This is a genomic window from Sphaerotilus sp., from assembly GCF_034519685.1.
In the GTDB taxonomy this organism is placed as follows: domain Bacteria; phylum Pseudomonadota; class Gammaproteobacteria; order Burkholderiales; family Burkholderiaceae_C; genus Sphaerotilus.
In genome coordinates this window covers 53318-74177 of the sequence record NZ_JAXHOF010000001.1, presented here as the reverse complement: position 1 = coordinate 74177, position 20860 = coordinate 53318, and the positions used below count along the sequence as shown (strand labels likewise).

14 protein-coding genes are annotated in these 20860 nt (G+C 68.4%); 5 read left to right on the top strand and 9 right to left on the bottom strand.

Annotation, left to right across the window (positions count from 1 at the left end):
- Positions 1-58: 58 nt before the first annotated feature.
- The gene (locus U5O44_RS00310; RefSeq protein ID WP_322586474.1) at positions 59-2377 is read right to left on the bottom strand and encodes an alpha-L-rhamnosidase; all 2319 of its coding nucleotides are present in this window, start codon (positions 2375-2377) and stop codon (positions 59-61) included.
- A gap of 230 nt (positions 2378-2607) precedes the next feature.
- Here U5O44_RS00310 and clpB point away from each other — a divergent pair, with 230 nt between their 5' ends.
- Entirely contained in the window at positions 2608-5211 is a 2604-nt protein-coding gene (clpB, locus tag U5O44_RS00305) for an ATP-dependent chaperone ClpB (protein ID WP_322586473.1), read from the top strand.
- A gap of 12 nt (positions 5212-5223) precedes the next feature.
- On the opposite strand, the gene U5O44_RS00300 is transcribed toward clpB, so the two are convergent.
- Positions 5224-6411, bottom strand: coding sequence for a hypothetical protein (locus U5O44_RS00300; protein WP_322586472.1), 1188 nt, complete (start codon positions 6409-6411; stop codon positions 5224-5226).
- Between U5O44_RS00300 and nadB the strand changes: the two genes are divergently transcribed.
- Positions 6378-8135 (top strand): L-aspartate oxidase, encoded by a 1758-nt coding sequence (gene nadB / locus U5O44_RS00295; protein WP_416222101.1) that lies wholly within the window; start codon positions 6378-6380, stop codon positions 8133-8135. The two genes, U5O44_RS00300 and nadB, sit on opposite strands and share 34 nt — an antisense overlap.
- Before the next feature lie 6 nt (positions 8136-8141).
- Here nadB and U5O44_RS00290 read toward each other — a convergent pair whose 3' ends face one another.
- From U5O44_RS00290 to U5O44_RS00275, 4 genes are read right to left on the bottom strand one after another with little or no spacing between them, the layout of a single operon-like run.
- Positions 8142-8426 carry a late competence development ComFB family protein gene (locus U5O44_RS00290; RefSeq protein WP_322586470.1) on the bottom strand — a complete coding sequence of 95 codons (285 nt, stop codon included), beginning with the start codon at positions 8424-8426 and terminating at the stop codon, positions 8142-8144.
- A gap of 55 nt (positions 8427-8481) precedes the next feature.
- The gene (nadA, locus tag U5O44_RS00285) at positions 8482-9603 is read right to left on the bottom strand and encodes a quinolinate synthase NadA (RefSeq protein ID WP_322586469.1); all 1122 of its coding nucleotides are present in this window, start codon (positions 9601-9603) and stop codon (positions 8482-8484) included.
- A gap of 41 nt (positions 9604-9644) precedes the next feature.
- A complete protein-coding gene (locus U5O44_RS00280) occupies positions 9645-10877 on the bottom strand; it encodes a hypothetical protein (RefSeq protein WP_322586468.1) in 1233 nt (410 codons plus the stop codon).
- Positions 10878-10899: 22 nt separating this feature from the next.
- Positions 10900-12285 carry a roadblock/LC7 domain-containing protein gene (locus tag U5O44_RS00275; RefSeq protein WP_322586467.1) on the bottom strand — a complete coding sequence of 462 codons (1386 nt, stop codon included), beginning with the start codon at positions 12283-12285 and terminating at the stop codon, positions 10900-10902.
- Positions 12286-12673: 388 nt separating this feature from the next.
- Here U5O44_RS00275 and dsbD point away from each other — a divergent pair, with 388 nt between their 5' ends.
- From dsbD to U5O44_RS00260, 3 genes are all read left to right on the top strand, one after another.
- Positions 12674-14407, top strand: a complete 1734-nt coding sequence (dsbD, locus tag U5O44_RS00270) for a protein-disulfide reductase DsbD (protein WP_322586466.1) — start codon at positions 12674-12676, stop codon at positions 14405-14407.
- A gap of 11 nt (positions 14408-14418) precedes the next feature.
- Positions 14419-14931: a ribonuclease E activity regulator RraA gene (gene rraA / locus U5O44_RS00265; protein WP_322586465.1), complete on the top strand. Its 513-nt coding sequence runs from the start codon at positions 14419-14421 to the stop codon at positions 14929-14931.
- Between the two features lie 84 nt (positions 14932-15015).
- On the top strand, positions 15016-15915 hold the full coding sequence (locus U5O44_RS00260) for an HDOD domain-containing protein (RefSeq protein WP_322586464.1): 900 nt from the start codon (positions 15016-15018) through the stop codon (positions 15913-15915).
- Here U5O44_RS00260 and serB read toward each other — a convergent pair.
- From serB to mfd, 3 genes are all read right to left on the bottom strand, one after another.
- Positions 15902-16624 (bottom strand): phosphoserine phosphatase SerB, encoded by a 723-nt coding sequence (gene serB, locus U5O44_RS00255; RefSeq protein ID WP_322586463.1) that lies wholly within the window; start codon positions 16622-16624, stop codon positions 15902-15904. The two genes, U5O44_RS00260 and serB, sit on opposite strands and share 14 nt — an antisense overlap.
- 87 nt (positions 16625-16711) lie before the next feature.
- Positions 16712-17209: a DUF4405 domain-containing protein gene (locus U5O44_RS00250; protein ID WP_322586462.1), complete on the bottom strand. Its 498-nt coding sequence runs from the start codon at positions 17207-17209 to the stop codon at positions 16712-16714.
- A gap of 128 nt (positions 17210-17337) precedes the next feature.
- Positions 17338-20802 carry a transcription-repair coupling factor gene (gene mfd, locus U5O44_RS00245; RefSeq protein WP_322586461.1) on the bottom strand — a complete coding sequence of 1155 codons (3465 nt, stop codon included), beginning with the start codon at positions 20800-20802 and terminating at the stop codon, positions 17338-17340.
- Positions 20803-20860 lie beyond the last annotated feature (58 nt).

Here is a 20860-nt window from a genome sequence, read left to right as displayed (position 1 = left end):
GTGAAGTGCGTCTGGGCGCGGTGGGGAAACGAGCGGGCTTGAAGGGGCTGGAATGCTGTCAGCGGACCAGTCGGAAGGTAATTTGGTGAGGGCCGGGGGCCAGATCTGCGCGCCCGGTCGCGACGGCTTGGCCGTCCACCATGAGGTCGGCGTGGTCGGCGCCCAACTGCAGCGTGCCGGTGCAGCCCGGGGGCAGGGTGGCCTCGTAACGGACGGCGTCGCCATCGACCGACCAACCCACCTCGATCCGGCCGTTCAGGCTGTCGTGTGCGGCCTGCACCGGCGACAGCGCCGGAATGATCACAGGCGACAGCAAGACGTGGCGGAAGGCTGGCTGTTCAGGGTCGGGCTTCAGCCCGGCGACGCCCTCGAACAGCCACTGGCAGACGGCGCCATAGGCATAGTGGTTGTAGGAGTTCATGGCGGGATCGAACACTGAGCCGTCGGCGCGGATCGCGTCCCAGCGCTCCCAGATCGTCGTTGCGCCGCGCTTGACCTGGTAGAGCCAGCCCGGTACCTCTTCTTGCAGGAAGACGGCCGCTGCCAGTTCTGGCTCGCCGAGCTTGACCAGTGCCGGCAGCAAGGCCGGGGTGCCGATAAAGCCGGTGCCGATGCGGCCTTCGGCGCGGGCGATCGTCGCCTTGAAGTGGCGCCGCGCCGCGGGCAGCAGCGCCGGTGGAATGAGGTCGTGCACGATGGCCAGCGCGTAGCTGCTCTGGTCGTCGTAGACCAGGCGTCCGCTGGGTGCGATGAACTCGTGCTGAAAGGCGGTTTTGATCTGCGCGGCGCGCTCGGCCAGCAACGCGGCGTCTGCCTCGTGGCCCAGCAGGCCGGCGATGCGGGCGGTCAGGGCGGTCGAGAGGTAGAGGTAGACCGTGGCGGCCGCGTCGTCGCCGAGGGTGGGCACTGGCTTCTCGGTCGGGCCACCTGGCTGCAGCCAGTCCCCGAAGGTGAAGCCACGCTCGCCCCATTGGCGCGGTGGCTGCACGATCGGCCCATCGCTGATGGACCAGACAAAGTCGATCCAGCGGCGCATGGCGGGATAGGTCTCCTGCAGGATGGCCCGGTCGCCGTAGTGGGTCCAGAGCGTCCACGGCACCAGGCAGATCGCGTCGCCCCAGCCGGTGCTGCCGAAAAAACCCTTGGCCACGTCCTCGTGGCCGCGCGTCGGGTCGGGCGAGAAGTGGGCGATGGCCCCGTCTGCACGCTGGTCGGCCATCACGTCACGCAGCCACTTGACCCAGAAGCTGTGGCTCTCAAACAGGAAGCACGCGGTCGGCGCAAAGACCTGGGCGTCGCCGGTCCAGCCCAGGCGCTCGTCGCGTTGCGGGCAGTCGGTCGGCACTTCGATGAAGTTGCCGCGCTGCGACCACGCGGTGTTTTCGACGAGGCGGTTGACCAGTGTGTGACCAGTGTGGAGCCAGCCGGTGCGCCGGGTTGCTGAGGAAATCGGCACCGCCTCGATGGTCAGGAGACGCACCCCGGCTGGCAGCGTCACGCGCGCATAGCGGAAGCCCTGGAAGGTGAAGTGAGGGCGATACCTCTCCTGGCCACCGCCCTGCAGCGTGTAGTGCAGCTCGGCCCGGGCGGTGCGGTAATTGGTGTTGTCGAACACGCCATTGGCGTCAAGGATTTCGGCGTGCTGCACCACCACCGTGGCGCCCCGCGGACCTTCGACGGTGAAGGCGACATAGCCACCGATGTTCTGACCAAAATCGTAGACCGATCTACTTTCGGCGTCAAAAAAATGCCGTGTGGGTGATAGCGGCGCCAGTTCCTGGACCGCGCTGGTTTCGTGCGGTATCAAGGTGGCGAGCGGGAAGGTCTCGTCGACCGTGCACGCGCCCGTGATCGACAGAACCTCTTCGCGGGCGTCGTATTCCTCTCCCAGGTAGATGCCGTTCTTCGTGATCGGCAGCAGGCCGCTGAGCCATGTGGCATCGGTCGCGAGCAGCAGCGATTGGCCGCTGCGGATTTCGGCGATGGCGCCGAGACGGTCACCCCAGGTGTTGGTCAGTGCGATCTTCTTCCACAGCATCTGCGAGCGGTGCCAGCCATCGCCCAGCCAGATGTCGATCGTGTTTTCACCCGATTTCAGCAGGGATCCGACCGGATAGGTCTGGAAGGAGAGACGGTCCTGGTAGCTGGTCCAGCCAGGCGTCAAGAGGTCTTGGCCGACCCGCTGGCCGTTGATGAAGCAGCGGTAGAGGCCCTGGGCACTGATGCGCAGTTCGGCGTCCGCCGGCACCACATCCAGCGTGAATGTCTGGCGCACGAACGGTGCGCGCTCGCCGACGCCGCAGTCCGTTTGTGGTCGGACCATGCGGGCGACCCAGGGCAGGTTCAGCGGTGCTGCAGCGAGATCTTGAGCGCTCATATCAGCGGTTCCTGTGCGACGAGAGAGAGGATCTCAAGCCAATCGACTATTGATCAGAGTGTGGATGGCTTGAGAGAAAGTGTAGATCGGTACACACCTTGTCGACAAGTGCGCAGCCTCTCATCGGGCATTGGTGCTTTCCCGGGTGATCTCTGTCAAGCCGATGCCAAGGCATAGCCCTTGAAATCGGGCCGAGATCGCCTCAGATCCTTCTCAACCGGAGGAACCCCATGCGACTCGACAAACTCACCACCCTGCTGCAACAGGCGCTCGGCGACGCCCAGAGCCTGGCCCTGGCGGCCGACCATCCCTATATCGAACCCGTTCACTTGCTCAAGGCGCTGCTGCAGCAGGAAGACGGCCCGCGCTCGCTGCTGCAGCGTGCCGGCGTCAGCCTGCGGGCGCTCGACGAGGCGATCGACGCCGCCCTGGCCCGCATCGCGTCGGTGACGGGTGCCCAGGTGCAGCCGGGCCGTGACCTGATGGCCCTGTTGCAGGCGGCCGAGAAGGAGTCGACCAGGCGCGGCGACCAGTACATCGCCACCGAAATGGTGTTGCTGGCGCTGGCCGAATCGAAGACCGATTTTGCGCAGGCGGTGCGCACCTGCGGCCTGACCCGCAAGGCCCTGGAAACCGCTGTGGACGCCGTGCGCGGTGGCCAGCCGGTTGACTCGGCCGATGCCGAGGGCCAGCGCGAGGCCCTGAAGAAATACACGCTGGACCTGACCGAGCGCGCCCGCGCCGGCAAGCTCGACCCGGTCATCGGCCGTGACGACGAGATCCGCCGCGCCATCCAGGTGCTGCAGCGGCGCACCAAGAACAACCCCGTGCTCATCGGCGAGCCGGGCGTGGGCAAGACGGCCATCGTCGAAGGGCTGGCGCAGCGCATCGTCAACGGCGAGGTGCCGGAGTCGCTGAAGAACAAGCGGGTGCTGGTGCTCGACATGGCCGGTCTGCTGGCCGGAGCCAAGTACCGTGGCGAGTTCGAGGAGCGCCTGAAGTCGGTGCTCAAGGAAGTGGCGCAGGACGAGGGCCGCATCATCCTGTTCATCGACGAGCTGCACACCATGGTGGGCGCCGGCAAGGCCGAGGGCGCGATGGACGCGGGCAACATGCTCAAGCCGGCACTGGCCCGCGGCGAGCTGCACTGCATCGGCGCGACCACGCTGGACGAGTACCGCAAATACGTCGAGAAGGACGCCGCGCTGGAGCGGCGTTTCCAGAAGGTGCTGGTGGCCGAGCCGACCGTGGAGGCGACGATCGCCATCCTGCGCGGGCTGCAGGAGAAATACGAGGTCCACCACGGCGTCGAGATCACCGACCCGGCCATCGTCGCCGCGGCGGAACTCTCGCACCGCTACATCACCGACCGCTTCCTGCCCGACAAGGCCATCGACCTGATCGACGAGGCGGCGGCCAAGATCAAGATCGAGATCGACTCCAAGCCGGAGGTGATGGACAAGCTCGACCGCCGCATGATCCAGCTCAAGATCGAGCGCGAGGCGGTGCGCAAGGAAAAGGACGAGGCGTCGATCAAGCGCATGGGCCTGATCGAGGAAGAGATCGTCAAGCTGGAGCGCGAGTACGCGGACCTGGAAGAGATCTGGAAGGCCGAGAAGGCCACGGCGCAGGGCTCGGCCCACGTCAAGGAAGAGATCGACCGCATCAAGTTCCAGATCGAGGAATGGAAGCGCAAGGGCGACTTCAACCGCGTGGCCGAGCTGCAGTACGGCAAGCTGCCCGAGCTGGAGAAGCGCCTGAGTGAAGCGCAGGCCAAGGAAGAATCCAAGACCCGCGCCGGCAAGGACGGCAAGGGCGGCCCGCAGCTGCTGCGTACCATGGTCGGTGCGGAGGAGATCGCCGAGGTGGTCAGCCGCGCCACCGGCATCCCGGTGTCCAAGCTGATGCAGGGCGAGCGCGACAAGCTGCTGCAGATGGAAAACAAGCTGCACCAGCGCGTGGTTGGCCAGGAAGAAGCGATCGTGGCCGTGTCGAACGCGATCCGCCGCTCGCGCGCCGGACTGTCCGATCCGAACCGGCCGCTGGGCTCCTTCCTCTTCCTCGGCCCGACCGGTGTGGGCAAGACCGAGCTGTGCAAGGCATTGGCCGGCTTCCTGTTCGACAGCGAGGAGCACATGATCCGCATCGACATGAGCGAGTTCATGGAGAAGCACTCGGTGAGCCGGCTGATCGGCGCGCCGCCGGGCTATGTCGGCTATGACGAGGGTGGCACGCTGACCGAGGCCGTGCGGCGCAAGCCCTACAGCGTCGTGCTGCTCGACGAGGTGGAGAAGGCGCACCCGGACGTGTTCAACGTGCTGCTGCAGGTGCTCGACGATGGTCGGCTCACGGACGGGCAGGGCCGCACGATCGACTTCAAGAACACGGTCGTCGTGATGACCAGCAACCTCGGCTCGCACCTGATCATGGCGATGGCCGGGCAGCCGACCGAAGACATCCGCGACGCGGTCTGGGGCGAGGTGAAGGCCCATTTCCGGCCCGAGTTCCTCAACCGGATCGACGAGACGGTGGTGTTCCACGCGCTCGACCAGCGCCACATCGAGTCGATCGCCGCGATCCAGCTCAAGGGGCTGGAGGGGCGGCTGGCCAAGATGGAGATGGCGCTGGAGGTCACGCCCGAGGCGCTGAAGGAAATCGCCAAGGTCGGCTTCGACCCGGTGTTCGGGGCACGGCCGCTGAAGCGGGCGATCCAGCAGCGCATCGAGAACCCGGTGGCGCGGCTGATCCTGGAAGGGCGGTTTGCGCCGCGTGACGTGGTGCCCGTCGGGCTGGACGCCGAAGGGAATTTCACCTTCGGCCGCACGGTGCACTGAGCTTTCCGCGTTTCAGAGCACAGGTGCCCTCGGCAGTGCTGCGTCCATGGCCATGAGGCGCGGACGCAGCTGGGTCCAGCTGGTCTGCCCGGGGTCGTAGACCAGGTGCAGCGCCAGACCGGGCTGCGAATGCAGCGCCCGCACGCCCAGCGCCTCGCTGCCGCCGCCCACCAGCACTTCGTCGGCCTGGCCGGTCAGGTGCAGCTGGCGGCGGCTGCTGCTGCCGGCGGCCAGCAGCAGCGAGCCGCGCCGCGCCAGGTCGCTGGCCTGGAACGCCGCGCCGGCGTGGGCGACCACCCGGCTCGTGGCGACATCGAAGACACACGCGCTCTGCACGCCCGGCAGCGCGTGGGCCTCCAGCGCGAAGCGCTCGATTGGATGGGCCCGCGCGGCCAGCGCGGCTGGCACGGTGTCCAGCTCCGGCATGGCCAGCAGCGTGTCACGCCCGAGGCTGACGGTGCCGAGCAGGGCGCCCGTGCCGTTCGGGTGGAGCGTGGCCTGCAGCCGGTTCCAGGACTCGCTCAGGAAGGTCCAGGCCTCCGCCGGACGGCTGACCCGCGGGGCGATCTGGCTGACCACGCCGCTGCCCGGACCGAGTGCCGCGACCAGCCCGGCCAGCGCCGCATGGTTGCTGGAGGCCAATGGCATGAACTGCAGATGCGTGCACCGCCAGTCCGTGCGGAACATGGCCTCGCGCAGCGGCTGCAGGGCGTCGCTCAGGGCATGGGCCGGCACGTCCCCGACCAGGATGATCGCCAGCGTCGCGTGGGCGCCGAGGACACGGGCCAGCGAGACGCGGGTGGCCGTGTCGGACTCGCTGTCGGTGCTGTAGAGGCGCACGCGCTGGCCTCGGCTGGCAGGGCAGTCGACGTAGTCGATGCTGGCGAGCACCGTGCCGTAGCTTTGCCGGCGGATGACCAGACGCTCGACGGGCCGGCCGGACGCCGAGGCGATGGCGTGCAGCAGGCGGCGTGCGCTGCGGCAGGCGATGTCGTGCAGGGCGATGTAGCTCGGGCGCAGGTAGTCGAGTTGCTGCTGCAGCGCGTCGCCGGTCTCGCAGGACACGAACAGCTCGCGGGTGTGGTTGCCGACCGGGCGGCCGATGTCGACCGCGTTGTCCAGCCGGTCATCGGCGCTGCGCTGGATCCGGGTGGGCGATGCGTCGGATGCGTCATCGGATCCGTCGGCGGGCAGGGTCATGCCGTGGTCTCCAGGGAACAAAAAGGCGCCGGCATCCTATCATCCGCCCCTTGGATTCAATGGAACCTGAAATGGATACCTTGCCTGTCGTGATCGTGGGGGCCGGACTGGCCGGACTGACGGTGGCCCTGCACCTGGCCGCCGAGCGGCGCGTCATCGTGCTGGCCAAGCGGCAGCTCGGCGAAGCGGCCACCGCCTGGGCCCAAGGCGGCATCGTCGGCGTGCTCGGCCGCGACGACAGCATCGACAGCCATGTGCGCGACACCCAGGAGGCCGGTGCCGGCCTGGTCGACGAACACACCGCCCGCTTCATCGCCGAGCGCAGCGCCGACGCGGTCGGCTGGCTGGTCGACCAGGGGGTGGCGTTTTCGCCCGACCCGGACGGACCGCTCGGCCTGCACCTGACCCGCGAGGGGGGGCACGCCGTGCGCCGCATCGCCCACGCCGCCGACGCGACCGGCTACGCCATCCACCAGGCACTGCTGGCCGAGGTGCGGCGCCACCCGAACATCGAGCTGCGCGAACAGGCGATGGCGGTCGACGTGATCACCCCGCGGCACCTGCGCCAGGACGCGGCGCCGTGTTGCTACGGCGTCTATGTGCTCGACATCGAGAGCCAGCGCATCGAGACCATCGCCACCAGCGCGGTCGTGCTGGCCAGCGGCGGTGTCGGCAAGGTCTACCGCTACACCAGCAACCCCGACACCGCCACCGGCGACGGCATCGCGATGGCCTGGCGCGCCGGCTGCCGGGTCGGCAACATGGAGTTCATCCAGTTTCACCCGACCTGCCTCTACCACCCGCAGGACCGCAGCTTCCTCATCACCGAGGCGCTGCGTGGCGAGGGGGCTTTCCTGCGCTTGCCGGACGGCACGCGCTTCATGCTGGCGCACGACGAGCGGGCCGAACTCGCACCGCGCGATGTGGTGGCCCGCGCCATCGACTTCGAGATGAAGCGCCTCGGCGTCGACCATGTCTGGCTGGATGCGACCCACCTGGGCGAGGACTTCCTGAAAGAGCATTTCCCGACCATCCACGCCCGCTGCCTGAAGCTGGGCATCGACATCGCGCAGCAGCCGATCCCGGTCGTGCCTGCCGCGCATTACACCTGCGGCGGTGTGGTCACCGACCTGCAGGGACAGACCGATCTGCCCGGCCTGTTCGCCGTGGGCGAGACGACCTACACCGGCCTGCACGGCGCCAACCGGCTGGCCAGCAATTCGCTGCTGGAATGTGTGGTGCTGGGCTGCAGCTGCGCCGAGGCCATCATGGCGGTGGCGCCGACGGCACATCCGGTGCTGCCGCAGTGGGACGAGAGCCAGGTCGAGAACGCCGACGAGCAGGTCGTGATCTCGCACAACTGGGACGAGCTGCGCCTGCTGATGTGGAACTACGTCGGCATCGTGCGCACCACCAAGCGCCTGGAGCGGGCGCTGCACCGCATCCAGATGCTGCGCGACGAGATCGACGACTACTACGCCAACTTCCGCGTCAACCGGGATCTGCTGGAGCTGCGCAACCTGGTGGAGTGTGCGGACCTGATCGTGCGCTCGGCGCTGATGCGCCATGAGAGCCGCGGGCTGCACTACAGCCGCGATTTCCCGACCACGCTGCCGGTGAGCTTCCCGACGGTGCTGGTGCGGCCGGCGCGCAGCCAGCGCGGTGTGGCGAAGTCCGGCCGTCGGCTGGCGGGCGGGCCGGTGCCGACCGGCCTGTGCGGCTGAAGCGGGTCAGCGGCGGGCGCGCATGGCCATGCGCGCCTGCACGAACTCGAACGCGAAGGTGACGGCGTCGGTGATGGTCTCGTCCATCGCCAGCCGCTCCTTCTCGGTGAGGTAGAAGGTCAGGTCGACCGAATGGCGGATGTAGCGCGCGCCCAGCCGGTTCAGCGCGACGCAGGCCACATCGGGCAGCGCTTCCGCATCCAGATAGGGATAGCCGGGGGCCAGACGAACCACCGTGTCGAACACCGGCCGTTCGTAGTGGTTGTGGACGGAAGTGAAATCGATGCTCATGGCCGGGATGTCGGCGTCCCCGCCATGAACTTGAAGCCGCGGCGCAGGCCCTGGCTCAGGCGGCGCCGATGTTCGGCACGAAGCCCTTCGAGGGCTGGGTGATCGCGGACGGGTTGGCCTTCACGAAGTCGAGCATGCGGTCGATGCAGCCGAGCGCCTGGCTGCGGATTGGCTCGTCGACATGGATCTCGCCGTGGCCGCTGCCCAGTCGCTCCAGGCAGTCGATGACGCCTTGCAGCGCATTCATCGCCATCCAGGGGCAGTGTGCGCAGCTCTTGCAGGTGGCGCTGTTGCCGGCGGTCGGGGCCTCGATCAGCACCTTGGTCGGCGCGGACTGGCGCATGCGGTGGAACATGCCGTTGTCGGTGGCGACGATGAACTCGGGGGCGTCCATGGCCATCACCGCCTTGAGCAACTGCGCCGTCGAGCCGACCACGTCGGCCTGGTCGACGACGTGCTTCGGCGATTCAGGGTGCACCAGCACCTTGGCCAGCGGATGCACCTGGCGCAGCAGCTCCAGCTCGACCCCCTTGAACTCGTTGTGCACGATGCAGTCGCCCTGCCACATCAGCATGTCGGCACCGGTCTGGCGCTGCACGTAGCTGCCCAGGTGGCGGTCCGGGGCCCAGAGGATCTTCTTTCCCTGCGCATGCAGGTGGCGCACGATGGCCTCGGCGCATGAACTCGTCACCATCCAGTCGGCGCGGGCCTTCACGGCGGCGCTGGTGTTGGCGTAGACGACGACGGTGCGGTCGGGATGGGCATCGCAGAAGGCGGCGAACTGGTCCGGCGGGCAGCCCAGGTCGAGCGAGCAGGTCGCGTCCAGATCCGGCATCAGCACGCGCTTGTCCGGCGACAGGATCTTGGCGCTTTCGCCCATGAAGCGCACGCCGGCGACGATCAGTGTCTGCGCGGCATGGTCGCGGCCGAAGCGTGCCATCTCCAGCGAGTCGCTGACGCAGCCGCCGGTCTCCAGGGCCAGATCCTGCAGGTCGCCGTCGACGTAGTAGTGGGCGACGAGCACAGCGTCGTGCTGCTTCAGCAGGTCGCGGGCACGCTCCTTCAGGGCCGTGCGCTGGCTGGTCGTGAGGGGCGCGGGCACCTTGGCCCAGGCGTGCGCGGTGCAGCTCTGGCCGGAGGCGTCCTGCTGCGTGTAGTCGAATTGAACGTTGGTCATGGCGAAATCGTACTGCAGGCGATCTGGTCTGTCGGGCTGGCTCAGGTCCACTGTTTGCGGGCGACCGCCAGCTGCCAGCGTGCCGCGCTCAGGTCGCCGTGTTCGCGCTCGACGCAGGCGAGCAGCAGCAGGCCCGGCTGGCGCGGCAGGGGCATCACCAGATGGTGGTGGAGCGGCCCGCTCCAGCTCAGCTCCAGCAGCGGCTGTCCCGCGCCCAGCGCGCGGTGCGCGCGCCACAGGGCGGAGCCGGTCCGGGCGGCGGCTTCGAGCAGCGCCAGGGGATCGTGGCTCCATGACTTCATGCCCAGCAGGCGGGCATTCTCGACGGACACGACCGCACAGGCGGTCACGCCCACGCCCATCGACAGCACGCCCAGCACCCGCTCCATCACCGCGGGTGGCACTTCGGCCGGCGCAGGTGCCACGGCCGCCACGGGGGCGGGTGGCGGCGAGGCGGGTGGCGGTACGGCCTTGACGGGCACAGGAACGGGCAGATCCGCGGCTTCCGGCTCGTCCACGGGTCCGGGCCCCGGACCCGGCACGGTCGGCTCGCCGCTGGCGAATCCGGTCACCAGCGAGATCAGCTGCTGCGACCAGCCCGGATCGTTCACCGAGAACAGCTCCAGCACGTGCATCTTCATGCCCCGCGGCCAGGTGGCGCGGCGCAGGCGATCGGCGCGGCTGGGCTTGTCCGCCGGCGAGACCAGCAGCAGCGAGGGGCCGCGCCAGGCGTCCGCGCGCACGAAGTCGTTGATGCGGCGGATCAGGTCCTTGTCGGCATTGGCCCCGGCGAGGATGACCGCCCGGTCGACCTGCTCCAGCAAGGTCAGCGCGACGCTCAGACTGCGGTTGTCCGCAAAGGACGCCTCCACCTCGATCACGCCCAGCGACTGGCCCGAGGGTGTCGGCAGCACCGTGCTGCGCAGCATGGCCACGGGTTCGGTGCCCTGTTCCTGCATCAGCGAGATCTCGCTGATGCGCCCGTGCGCGGCCAGGGCCAGCTGCGCGATCGAGAAGCCGGGCCAGCTGCCTGCGGGATCCCACACCGCCACGGTCTGCTGGGGCTGCACGGAGTCGCGCGAGAAGAGGGTCTGCACCGGCGGTGCGCTGGGCGTCTCGGCCCGTGTGCGCAGTTCCCGGGTGCTGACGGGAACGGTGGTGGCCAGGTCCGCCGGGAGGCTGCTCGGGCCAGCCCAGGCCGCACTGCGCGGGTCATCCGCAGGTGGGGTGGGGCTGGATGGCGTGAGGGTGCGCTTGAATTTCAGACTGAGCATGGTGTCGAAGGTTGAGCCCGTGTCACGTCAGCACCTGCTGTGCCTCCATGATGCGGTAGCGCGTCATTGCCAGATTGCTGCGCAGCTTGTCGAGCACGGCCAGAATGAAGAGATCCGGGTGCGCGCGCAGCGTCCTGAGAATATGGTACCGGCTTCCCGCGGTCACCAGAATCTCTTCCAGCGGTTCGCCCGGGCGGGAATGTCCCAGTTGCCGCAGGGTGCGGCGGTGGGTTTTCCAGATTTCCGAGGCCGCCAGCGCTGCGCGGTCGATGTCCGGCCCGCGGGCCGGGCTGGCCTTCACGAGCCCGGTGTTGCCGTCGACCAGCGCCACGAAGATCAGGCCATCCAGCACCGTCAGTTCGTCCAGCACGGCCAGTGCCCGCCGGGGCTGGATACCCTGCCGGCCGGCTTGCGCCGGCGCGTGTTCGCTGTCCTTCCCGGTGGGGCTGACCTCCGGTGGCGCGACGAACACGGTCGATTGCCGCGCCTGGGCGGCCGACGACAGTGTCTGGTGGCCCGTGTCGGCGAGCGGCATCGGGGCGCTGCCAGGGTGTGCGCTGGGGGGCGTGTGCACCTGGGGGGGCAGTGCATGGGGGGTGGACGCCTGGGCGCCGGAGGCGGCCAAGGCCTGTTCGGAACGCAGGCGCTGCCAGTGGGCCAGCATCCGGTTCCAGACGGCGCTGGCGCTGGTCAGCGGCTCGCACATCGACTCGGTGCGCACCTGCGCCGGCCACTCCATGCGCTCGATCTTCTGCACCATCCAGCCAGCACCCACGGGCAGCATGAACAGCAGATTGCGGCATTGCCAGTGCAGGCTCAGCGTCGCGCTGTGCAGATCGGCCAGCATGTCGTCGATGGCCGAGGGCGCCATCGGCCCGATGATGACCACCGACAGGTCCGAACGCTCCATCAGCGCCATCTGCACCTCCGCCGCGTCATCGCCTTCCGCCTGGATGTCGGCGTGGTAGATCTTCAGCGTGTCGTCCGTGCGCCGGGGCAGGGTGGTGCGCTCGATGGTCGCCATCAGGTTCAGGCTGGCCTGGTCGCGCAGACTGAGGCGCTCGATGGGCTGGCCGCTCGCATCGGCCAGTGCCCGGATCACGGACGCCGCCCACATGTGCGAGGGGTCGCACATCGTGATGAGCTTCTGGCGCAGGAAGGTGTCCTTGCGGCTGCTGGCGAAATGGGCGCGCATGGCCTGGGCGGGCGAGCCGCTGACCAGCAGGTCATCGTGGTGGCGCCTGTCCGCGTCTTCGGCGGTCTCGGCCGCATCTTCCTCGTGGCCCATGATGGCGGTGGAGGCGAAGTCCGGCTCCTGTTGGCCGCGGGGGGCGCCATGGCCGTTCGAGCGGCTGGTGTCGTCCCGGTCACGTGGTGGGGTCAGATCGCCGAAGAGGCTCTTGAGCATGTTCATCGCGTGACAGGGCAGGCCAGAAGGGTGGGAATGTGCATCGCTACTGTAGTCGCTGAAATGGGGGATGGCCTGAGTTTGCGTGAAACTGCATGAAATCCCTGCATTCCTTCGACAGGGAGGTTGACGAATCTGAAATCCTAGAATGCGAGATTCTGTGATCTTTCCAGCGAAAATGCACGCAGTTGCCTTGCCACAGTGTGAAGGCATGTGAATCGACACGGTATGGACGCGCGCGCTCCGGGGAGGGGCAGCCCTTGAATCGGGTCATGCATCGGGCCATGTATCGGGCCATGCGCAGTAATCCAGGTTTTTGCAGGACACCCCGCGTGTCGGTTAGGCTGATCGGATGATGCTGATTTCTGTTGCTGGATGGTCTGTACCCATGTCCGTGCGCTGGCCCGCACGGTGGGTGTTGCGGTGTTGTGGGATGCTGGTGCTGGCCTTGATCGGTCTGGCGGGCCTGGCAGGTGCTCCGCCCGTCCACGCTGCCGAGGATTTCCTCGAACCCGACCAGGCCTTCCGTCTCTCGGCCCGGGTCGCTGACGACCGGACCGTGGCCGTGCGTTTCGAGGTCGCGCCCGGCTATTACCTCTACCGCGAGCGCTTCGAGGTCAAGTCTTCCGCGCCGGATGTCGTGCTGGCACCGCCGGTCTATCCGGCCGGGGTGGTCAAGTACGACGAGACCTTCCAGAAGAATGTGGAGGTCTACTACGACGGTCTGGAGTTGCCGCTGGTCGTCCAGTCGGCGCCGGCACAGTTCACGCTGACCGTGACGCACCAGGGCTGCGCCGACAAGGGGCTGTGCTACCCCCCGCAAACGCACCAGTTGCGCGTCGGTGGCGAAGCCGGGGCCCTGCGCACGGTGCAGGTGCTGGCGGTGGATGCGTTCTCCGGGGAGGTCTCGGCACCGTCCGCGGTCGACACCGAACCGGAAGGCAGTGTCTTTGACCGCTTCGGGCAAGTGCTGCGATCCGGCAATCTGTGGGCGGTGGCGGGGGTGTTCGCGCTGGCAGGGGTGCTGCTGTCGTTCACGCCCTGCGTGCTGCCGATGGTGCCGATCCTGTCGTCGATCGTCCTGGGGCAAGGGGGCGCTGGCTCGCGTCGGCGGGGCCTGGCGCTGTCTGCGGCCTACTCGCTTGGCATGGCCATGGTGTACACCGCGATGGGGGTGGCCGCCGGTCTGGCGGGGGAAGGGTTGGCCGCGGCGCTGCAGACCCCCTGGGTGCTCGGCACCTTCGCCGCTGTGCTGGTGCTGCTGTCGCTGTCGATGTTCGGCGTCTACGAGCTGCAGATTCCGGCCACATGGCAGACCCGCCTCCACGCGGCGAGCAGCCGCTTCGAGGGCGGACGCTATGGTGGGGTGTTCGTGATGGGCGGGGTGTCGGCGCTGATCGTCGGACCTTGCGTGGCGGCGCCGCTGGCCGGAGCGCTGGTCTACATCAGCCAGACACGCGATGTGGTGCTGGGCGGCGTGGCACTGTTTGCCATGGCCTGCGGCATGAGCGTGCCGCTGCTGCTGGTGGGGCTGTCGGCGGGGTCGCTGCTGCCACGCACCGGTGCGTGGATGGTTTGGGTCAAGCGCGGCTTCGGCGTGATGCTGCTGGCGGTGGCGGCGTGGATGGTCTGGCCAGTGCTGCCATTCGGCCGGACAGGCGAGGCTGCGGGGTCGACCTTGCATGCGACGCCCGGCGATGGCGTGGTGTTTCGCCGCATCAAGACCGTGGCGGAACTCGACGAAGCGGTGCGGACAGCCGGGCGCCCTGTGCTCTTCGACTTCTATGCCGACTGGTGCGTGTCGTGCAAGGAAATGGAGCGCTTCACCTTCACCGACCCGGCGGTCAAGTCGCGCATGAACGAGATGCTGCTGCTGCAGGTCGATGTGACCGCCAACAATGCCGACGACAAGACCTTGATGCGCCGCTACGGGCTGTTCGGGCCGCCGGCCATCCTGCTCTTCGACGCGGCAGGGCGCGAGCTGCCGGCGCACCGTGTCATCGGATTCCTGCGTGCGGAGGCCTTTGTCTCCCGCCTGGACGCGGCGCCGCTGCGTTCCACACCTGCCGCCACATTCCCGGATGCGGGTCCGGCCAAGATTCCCAAACTCTCCACTCCCTGACTTGACGAACCATGACGGCTGTCCTTCCTCCCACCTCCCTCGTGTCGACCTGCGACCTCTGTGATCTCCACAAGGGCGACACCAGCGGCGCGTTCCGTGTCCTGCCGCCCGTGTTCCGCTCCTTTGGCGGTCGGGCGGCATTTGCCGGCTTCGTGGTCACCGTGAAGTGCTTCGAGGACAACACGTCCGTCAAGGCGGCACTGGAAAGTCCGGGCCACGGCCGTGTGCTGGTGGTCGACGGGGCTGGCTCGCTGCGGCGCGCCCTCATCGGCGGCAACATCGCTGCGGCCGCGGCCCGCAACGGCTGGGCCGGGGTCGTGGTCGATGGCTGTGTGCGCGATCTGGCGGAACTGGCGGCTGCCGAGGTGGGGCTGTTCGCGCTGGCACCCATGCCACTGCCGACCGAGCGGCGCCAGGCCGGGCTGGTCGATGTGGTGGTGCAGGTGCAAGGGGTGCGGGTGCAGCCGGGTGACTGGCTCGTGGCGGACGCCGATGGCATCGTCGTGATGGCTGCGACGGGCTGAGATCCCCGATCCAGGCCGTGCACTGCGTCACGGTCGTGGTGGGCACGGTTTACAGGACGGTGGATGCGAGGCCGAAAAGCGGCTATGCAAGTGTCAACCGCCCCGTCCGACCTCCTTGAGCCTTCGCTGGCCTCGGCCCTGCCCGATGCGCGAATGCTGTCTGCGCTGGTCGCTGACATCGGCATTCCGCCTTGTCCCGAGATGCTGCTGCGCTTGCGTGCCGAACTCGAACGCAAGCCGCCCCGCACCGAGGAACTTGCCCGCATCGCCATGACCGATGTGGCCATTTCGGCTGCGCTGCTGAAGGCGGCCCACGCTCCCTGGATCGGACGTGGGCGCGGGCGCGGCACGGTGGCGCAGGCGTTCGAGCGGCTCGGTCCGGCGCGCTGCACGGCGCTGCTCAGCGCCTTGGTGCTGCGCGAAGTGCTGCCCGCCCACGGGCCGTCGCTGGAGCGCTTCTGGGACGTCGCGAATCGGCGCAGCGTCGCGATGGCCTGGCTGGCGCGCCGCCACGGCGAGGTGGAGCCGGATGTGGCACAGACCTTCGGGCTGTTCTGTGATGTCGGCATCCCCGTGCTGCTGCAGCGCTTCCATGCGCCGAGCTACCGCGTGACGTTGGCGGAGGCCAATCTCGGCGCCCGGCCCTTCACCGAAGTCGAACGCGCTCGCCATGGCACCGACCATGCGGTGGTCGGTGCCGCGCTCGCCAGGACCTGGGGTGTCGGCGAAGACATCGTCGAGGCGGTCTGCCTCCACCATGACTACCGGGTGCTCGGCGTGTCCTACCGGCAGCGGCCGTCCAGCCGGCTGATCGCGCTGGCGCTAGTTGCCGAACGCATGATCCAGCTGCACCGCGGCCGCAACCGCCACGGCGAGTGGGCGCGTGGCGGTGCCCAGGCGCTGGCCTCGCTGGGCATGACCGCAGACGATTTCGAGGACTGGAGCGACGAGATCCGCACCCAGATGGTCCTCAGCGGTCCGTGAGGACTTCCAGCAGCCGGTCGAGTCCGCCGTCGTCGATGGCCACCATCGCCTGGGCGCGCACGGCCGGCTTGGCGTGGTGCGCCACCGACAGCCCGGCCACCGACATCATCGGCAGGTCGTTGGCGCCATCGCCCATGGCGATGGCCTGCGAGGGCGCAATGCCCAGACGTTCGCAGGTGGCCAGCAGCGTCCGGCGTTTCTCTTCACCGTCGCAGATGTCGCCCCAGTGCTGGTCGACCATGCGGCCGGTCAGGTGGCCGTCGACGATCTCCAGCAGATTGCTGCGGGCCTCGTCGAGCTGCAGGCGTTCGGTCAGGCGGTCGGTGAAATAGGTGAATCCACCGGACACCAGCAGCGTCTTCAGGCCGGCCGCCTGGCAGGCCTGCACCAGCGCCTCGGCGCCCGGGTTGAGCTGCAGGCGCTGGGTGTAGACCTCTTCCAGCGCGCTGGCCGGCACGCCCTTGAGCAGCGCCACACGGCGGCGCAGGCTGTCCTTGTAGTCCGTGATCTCGCCGCGCATGGCGGCGGCGGTGATGGCGGCGACCTCGGCCTTGCGTCCGGCTGCGTCGGCGATCTCGTCGACGCACTCGATGTTGATCAGCGTCGAGTCCATGTCGAAGGCGATCAGCTTGAAGTCGCGCAGCCGCAGCGGCGGCTCGAAACCCTGGATCACCAGTCCGGGGGCAAATTCACGGGAGGGAGCAGTCATGGCAGCAGGCACGGCATACGGCTAGGGAAAGCCCGCGATTGTGCCCGCTCGGGTTCGCTCCCGCCTGCGCGGGGTGTGCGATCCGCGTCAGGGCTTGGGCGGTGCCAGCAGTGCGTTGAGCGTGCCGATCTGGCGACGCAGGTCCGGGCCGACCAGCTCGGCCAGGGTCTGCTCGTCCGAGGCGGCGACCACCCCGGATGCGCCCAGGCGTACACGCATCTCGGCCGGTGTCAACTTCAGCACCGGCGCCAGCGTCGACAGCGGCACCTGCGCCATGGCCCGCAGCGGTGGCGCGAAGCCGGGTTCGCTCTTCTGCGACCCGACACTGAAGAAGGACAAGGCCAGCAGCAGGGCGAACACGCCGATCAGCACACGGCCGGCCGGCTGACCCAGGTGGCGCCTGAACGCCGGCCAGTTCGGCACCACATGCAGCAGCACCGCAGCGACCATCGCCCAGCCCAGCCATTCATGGGCCAGCTTGTTCAGCCCCTGGTCGAGGTGGAAGAACATCAGGCCGCCGGTGACGGCCATCAGCAGGAAGGTTCCGATGGTGAGAGGCGTGGCCCATTGGCGCTGGATCTGCATGGTGTGTGGCGTGGCAGTCCTGGACTGCACCAAGAGTAGTGGAATACCCTTGATTCTGCCGAGGCCATGTGAACGCCCAGTCCCTCCGCGTTGCTGCGGCGTAAAGCTCCGAGGGGGTGAGTGGGTGGTCAGTGGGTGGTCAGCGGTGTTCCCAAGGCCCGCAGCACATCCCGCACATACTGCGCCCGGTCCTTCGCGTCCGGATAGGCCCGCTCGATGCGCAGCTTGTCGTTGCCGGCGAGCTTCACATTCCGGTTCTTCTGCACCAGCTCGATGATGCGCATCGGGTCGATCGGCGGGTTGGGACGGAAATGGATGTTGATCACCGCCGGCCCCGCGTCGATCTTGCTGACGCCATACGGCTTGGCCTGCACGCGCAGGCGGTGCAGGTCGAACAGCGCCTGGCCCTGCGCCGGCAGCTTGCCGAAGCGGTCCACGCATTCCTCCAGCATCGTGTCGATCCTGTCGCCCTTGTCGGCCGTGGCCAGGCGCTTGTAGAGGTTCAGGCGCACCTGCACGTCCGGGCAGTAGCTGTCCGGCAGCAGGGCGGGGGCGTGCAGATTGACCTCGGTGGTCCCGCCGAAGAAGCCGGTGGGCGACAGCAGATCCGGCTCCTTGCCCGCCTTCAGCGCCCGCACGGCCTCCGACAGCATGTCGTTGTAGAGCTGGAAGCCGACCTCCATCATGTTGCCGCTCTGGTGGTCGCCCAGCACTTCGCCCGCGCCACGGATCTCCAGGTCGTGCATGGCCAGGTAGAAGCCCGAGCCGAGTTCCTCCATGCTCTGGATGGCGTCGAGCCGCTGCTGCGCCTGCTTGGTCAGGCCCTCGATGTCGGGCACCAGCAAGTAGGCATAGGCCTGGTGGTGGCTGCGGCCGACACGCCCGCGCAGCTGGTGCAGCTGGGCCAGGCCGAACTTGTCGGCCCGCGCCATCAGGATGGTGTTGGCCGTCGGCACGTCGATGCCGGTCTCGATGATGGTCGAGCACAGCAGCAGGTTGTGGCGCTGCGCCACGAAGTCGCGCATCACCCGCTCCAGCTCGCGCTCGGGCATCTGGCCGTGGGCGACACCGATGCGCGCCTCGGGGATCAGCTCCTGCAGCGACTGGCGGCGGTTCTCGATCGTGTCGACCTCGTTGTGCAGGAAGTAGACCTGCCCGCCGCGCTGGAACTCGCGCAGCACCGCCTCCCGGATCACGCCCTTGCTCTCGTTGCGCACGAAGGTCTTGATCGCCAGCCGGCGCTGCGGCGCGGTGGCGATCACCGACAGGTCGCGCAGGCCTTCGAGCGCCATGCCCAGCGTGCGCGGGATCGGTGTCGCGGTCAGCGTCAGCACGTCGACCTCGGCCCGCATCGCCTTCATCTGCTCCTTGTGGCGCACGCCGAAGCGGTGTTCCTCGTCGATGATGAGCAGGCCGAGGTTCTTGAACTTCGTGTCCGGGCTGAGCAGCTTGTGCGTGCCGACCACGATGTCGATGGTGCCGGCCGCCAACCCTTCCATCGCCGCCTTCACCTCCTTGGGCGAGCGGAAGCGGCTCATCTCGGCGATCTTCACCGGCCACTGCGCGAAGCGGTCGACCAGTGTCTGGTGGTGCTGCTCGGCCAGCAGCGTGGTCGGGGCGAGCAAGGCAACCTGCTTGCCGCCCATCACCGCGACAAACGCCGCCCGCAGCGCCACCTCCGTCTTGCCGAAGCCCACATCGCCGCAGACCAGCCGGTCCATCGGGCGTGGGCTGATCATGTCCTGGATCACGGCGTGGATCGCGGCGTTCTGGTCGGCGGTCTCCTCGAAGCCGAAGCTGGTGGCGAAGGCCTCATAGTCCTGTGCCGAATAGCGGAAGGCGTGCCCTTCGCGGGCGGCACGGCGGGCGTAGAGGTTGAGCAGTTCGGCCGCGGCGTCGCGCACCTGCTCGGCGGCCTTGCGCTTGGCCTTCTCCCACTGGCCCGAGCCGAGCTTGTGCAGCGGTGCCTCGTCCGCGCTGACGCCGGTGTAGCGGCTGATGAGGTGCAGCTGCGACACGGGCACGTACAGCGTGGCCTTGTCGGCGTATTCGAGGTGCAGGAACTCGGTCGGGCCTTCGCCGAGGTCGATGCCGATCAGGCCCTGGTAGCGGCCGATGCCGTGGTTGGCGTGGACCACGGGGTCGCCGACCTTCAGCTCGGACAAGTCCTTGATGAGCGCGTCGACATCGCTGGTGGCCTCCTGGCGACGGCGGCGGCGCGTGGTCGGGGTGCTGTCGAACAGCTCGGTCTCGGTGACGAGCTGGAGGTGTTCCTCGGTCCAGAAGAAGCCCGAGGCCAGCGGCGAGGTGGTGATCGCGTAGCGGTGGTCGCTGGCGAGGAAGGCGGCCAGCGACTCGACCGACGCGGGCTCCAGCCGGTGGTCGCGCAGCAGCTCCAGGATGCTCTCGCGGCGGCCGGCGCTCTCGGCCACGATCAGCACGCGGGTGGGTGAGCGCGCCTCGCCGTGGCTGCGCGCGGTGCGGGCGAGGTGGTCTTCCAGCTTGCGCAGCGGATCCTGGCCACCGCGCTCGATCGACAGGTCGGGCAGCGGGCGTGCCCAGTCCACCGCTTCGTTGCCACGGATCGAGAGTTGCGCATGCGCGTTGCAGCGGGTGAAGAACTCCTCCATGCGCAGGTAGAGGTCTTCCGGCGGCAGGATGGGCCGCTCGGGGTCGTGCTGCAGGAAGCGGTGACGCTCGCGGGTCTCGGTCCAGAAGCGCTCCAGCGCCCCGTTGACCTCGCCGTGCAGCGCGAGCACGGCCTTGTCGCCGAGGTAGTCGAAGATGCTGGCCGTCTCGTCGAAGAACAGCGGCAGGAAGTATTCGATGCCGCCGCCGACGATGCCCTGGGCGATGTCCTTGTACAGGCGCGCCTTGCTCGGGTCGCCGTCCATGCGCTCGCGCCAGCGGGCCCGGAAGTCCTGGCGCGCACGCTCGTCGATCGGGAACTCGCGGCCCGGCAGCAGCCGCACCTCGGGCACGGGGTACAGGCTGCGCTGGCTGTCGGGGTCGAAGACGCGGATCGAGTCGACCTCGTTGTCGAACAGGTCCACCCGGTAGGGCACCAGCGAGCCCATCGGGAACAGGTCGATCAGCCCGCCGCGCACGGCGTATTCCCCGTGCGAGACGACCTGGCTGACGTGCTGGTAGCCGGCCAGCGTGAGCTGCGCCTTCAGCTTGGCCTCGTCGAGCTTCTGCTTCTGCCGGAAATGGAAGGTGTAGCCGGCCATGAACGACGGCGGCGCCAGCCGCGTCAGCGCGGTGGTCGCCGGCAGCAGCACGACATCGACCTCGCCCGAGCGGATGCGCCAGAGCGTGGCCAGCCGCTCGGAGATCAGGTCCTGGTGCGGGCTGAAGGTGTCGTAGGGCAGCGTCTCCCAGTCCGGGAACACCGCCACGCGCAGCTCGGGCGCAAAGAAGGCCAGCTCGTCCGGCAGGCGCTGCACGTCGGCCGGCTCGGCCGTGACCACGCCGAGTACGTGTCCGGCGGCCTTGTGCTGTTGAGCGAACCGGGCCAGCAGCAAGGCGTCGGCGGAACCGAGCGGGCGTGGCACGGTGAATCGGTGGCCGGAGGCGATCTTGGGAAGCTGCATGGAGGAAGTCGGTCAGGCGGCGGAGTCGGCGGCAAAGTCGGCGGCGATTCTAGGCCTC

Excerpts from the sequence above, each read along its gene's own strand:
- rraA (WP_322586465.1), top strand. The coding sequence starts at position 14,419 with ATGACGGCTGTCCTTCCTCCCACCTCCCTCGTGTCGACCTGCGACCTC.
- dsbD (WP_322586466.1), top strand. The coding sequence starts at position 12,674 with ATGTCCGTGCGCTGGCCCGCACGGTGGGTGTTGCGGTGTTGTGGGATG.
- U5O44_RS00290 (WP_322586470.1), bottom strand. The coding sequence starts at position 8,426 with ATGAGCATCGATTTCACTTCCGTCCACAACCACTACGAACGGCCGGTG.
- U5O44_RS00280 (WP_322586468.1), bottom strand. The coding sequence starts at position 10,877 with ATGCTCAGTCTGAAATTCAAGCGCACCCTCACGCCATCCAGCCCCACC.
- mfd (WP_322586461.1), bottom strand. The coding sequence starts at position 20,802 with ATGCAGCTTCCCAAGATCGCCTCCGGCCACCGATTCACCGTGCCACGC.
- U5O44_RS00260 (WP_322586464.1), top strand. The coding sequence starts at position 15,016 with ATGCAAGTGTCAACCGCCCCGTCCGACCTCCTTGAGCCTTCGCTGGCC.
- serB (WP_322586463.1), bottom strand. The coding sequence starts at position 16,624 with ATGACTGCTCCCTCCCGTGAATTTGCCCCCGGACTGGTGATCCAGGGT.
- U5O44_RS00275 (WP_322586467.1), bottom strand. The coding sequence starts at position 12,285 with ATGCTCAAGAGCCTCTTCGGCGATCTGACCCCACCACGTGACCGGGAC.
- nadB (WP_416222101.1), top strand. The coding sequence starts at position 6,378 with ATGCGTCATCGGATCCGTCGGCGGGCAGGGTCATGCCGTGGTCTCCAG.
- clpB (WP_322586473.1), top strand. The coding sequence starts at position 2,608 with ATGCGACTCGACAAACTCACCACCCTGCTGCAACAGGCGCTCGGCGAC.
- U5O44_RS00310 (WP_322586474.1), bottom strand. The coding sequence starts at position 2,377 with ATGAGCGCTCAAGATCTCGCTGCAGCACCGCTGAACCTGCCCTGGGTC.
- nadA (WP_322586469.1), bottom strand. The coding sequence starts at position 9,603 with ATGACCAACGTTCAATTCGACTACACGCAGCAGGACGCCTCCGGCCAG.
- U5O44_RS00300 (WP_322586472.1), bottom strand. The coding sequence starts at position 6,411 with ATGACCCTGCCCGCCGACGGATCCGATGACGCATCCGACGCATCGCCC.
- U5O44_RS00250 (WP_322586462.1), bottom strand. The coding sequence starts at position 17,209 with ATGCAGATCCAGCGCCAATGGGCCACGCCTCTCACCATCGGAACCTTC.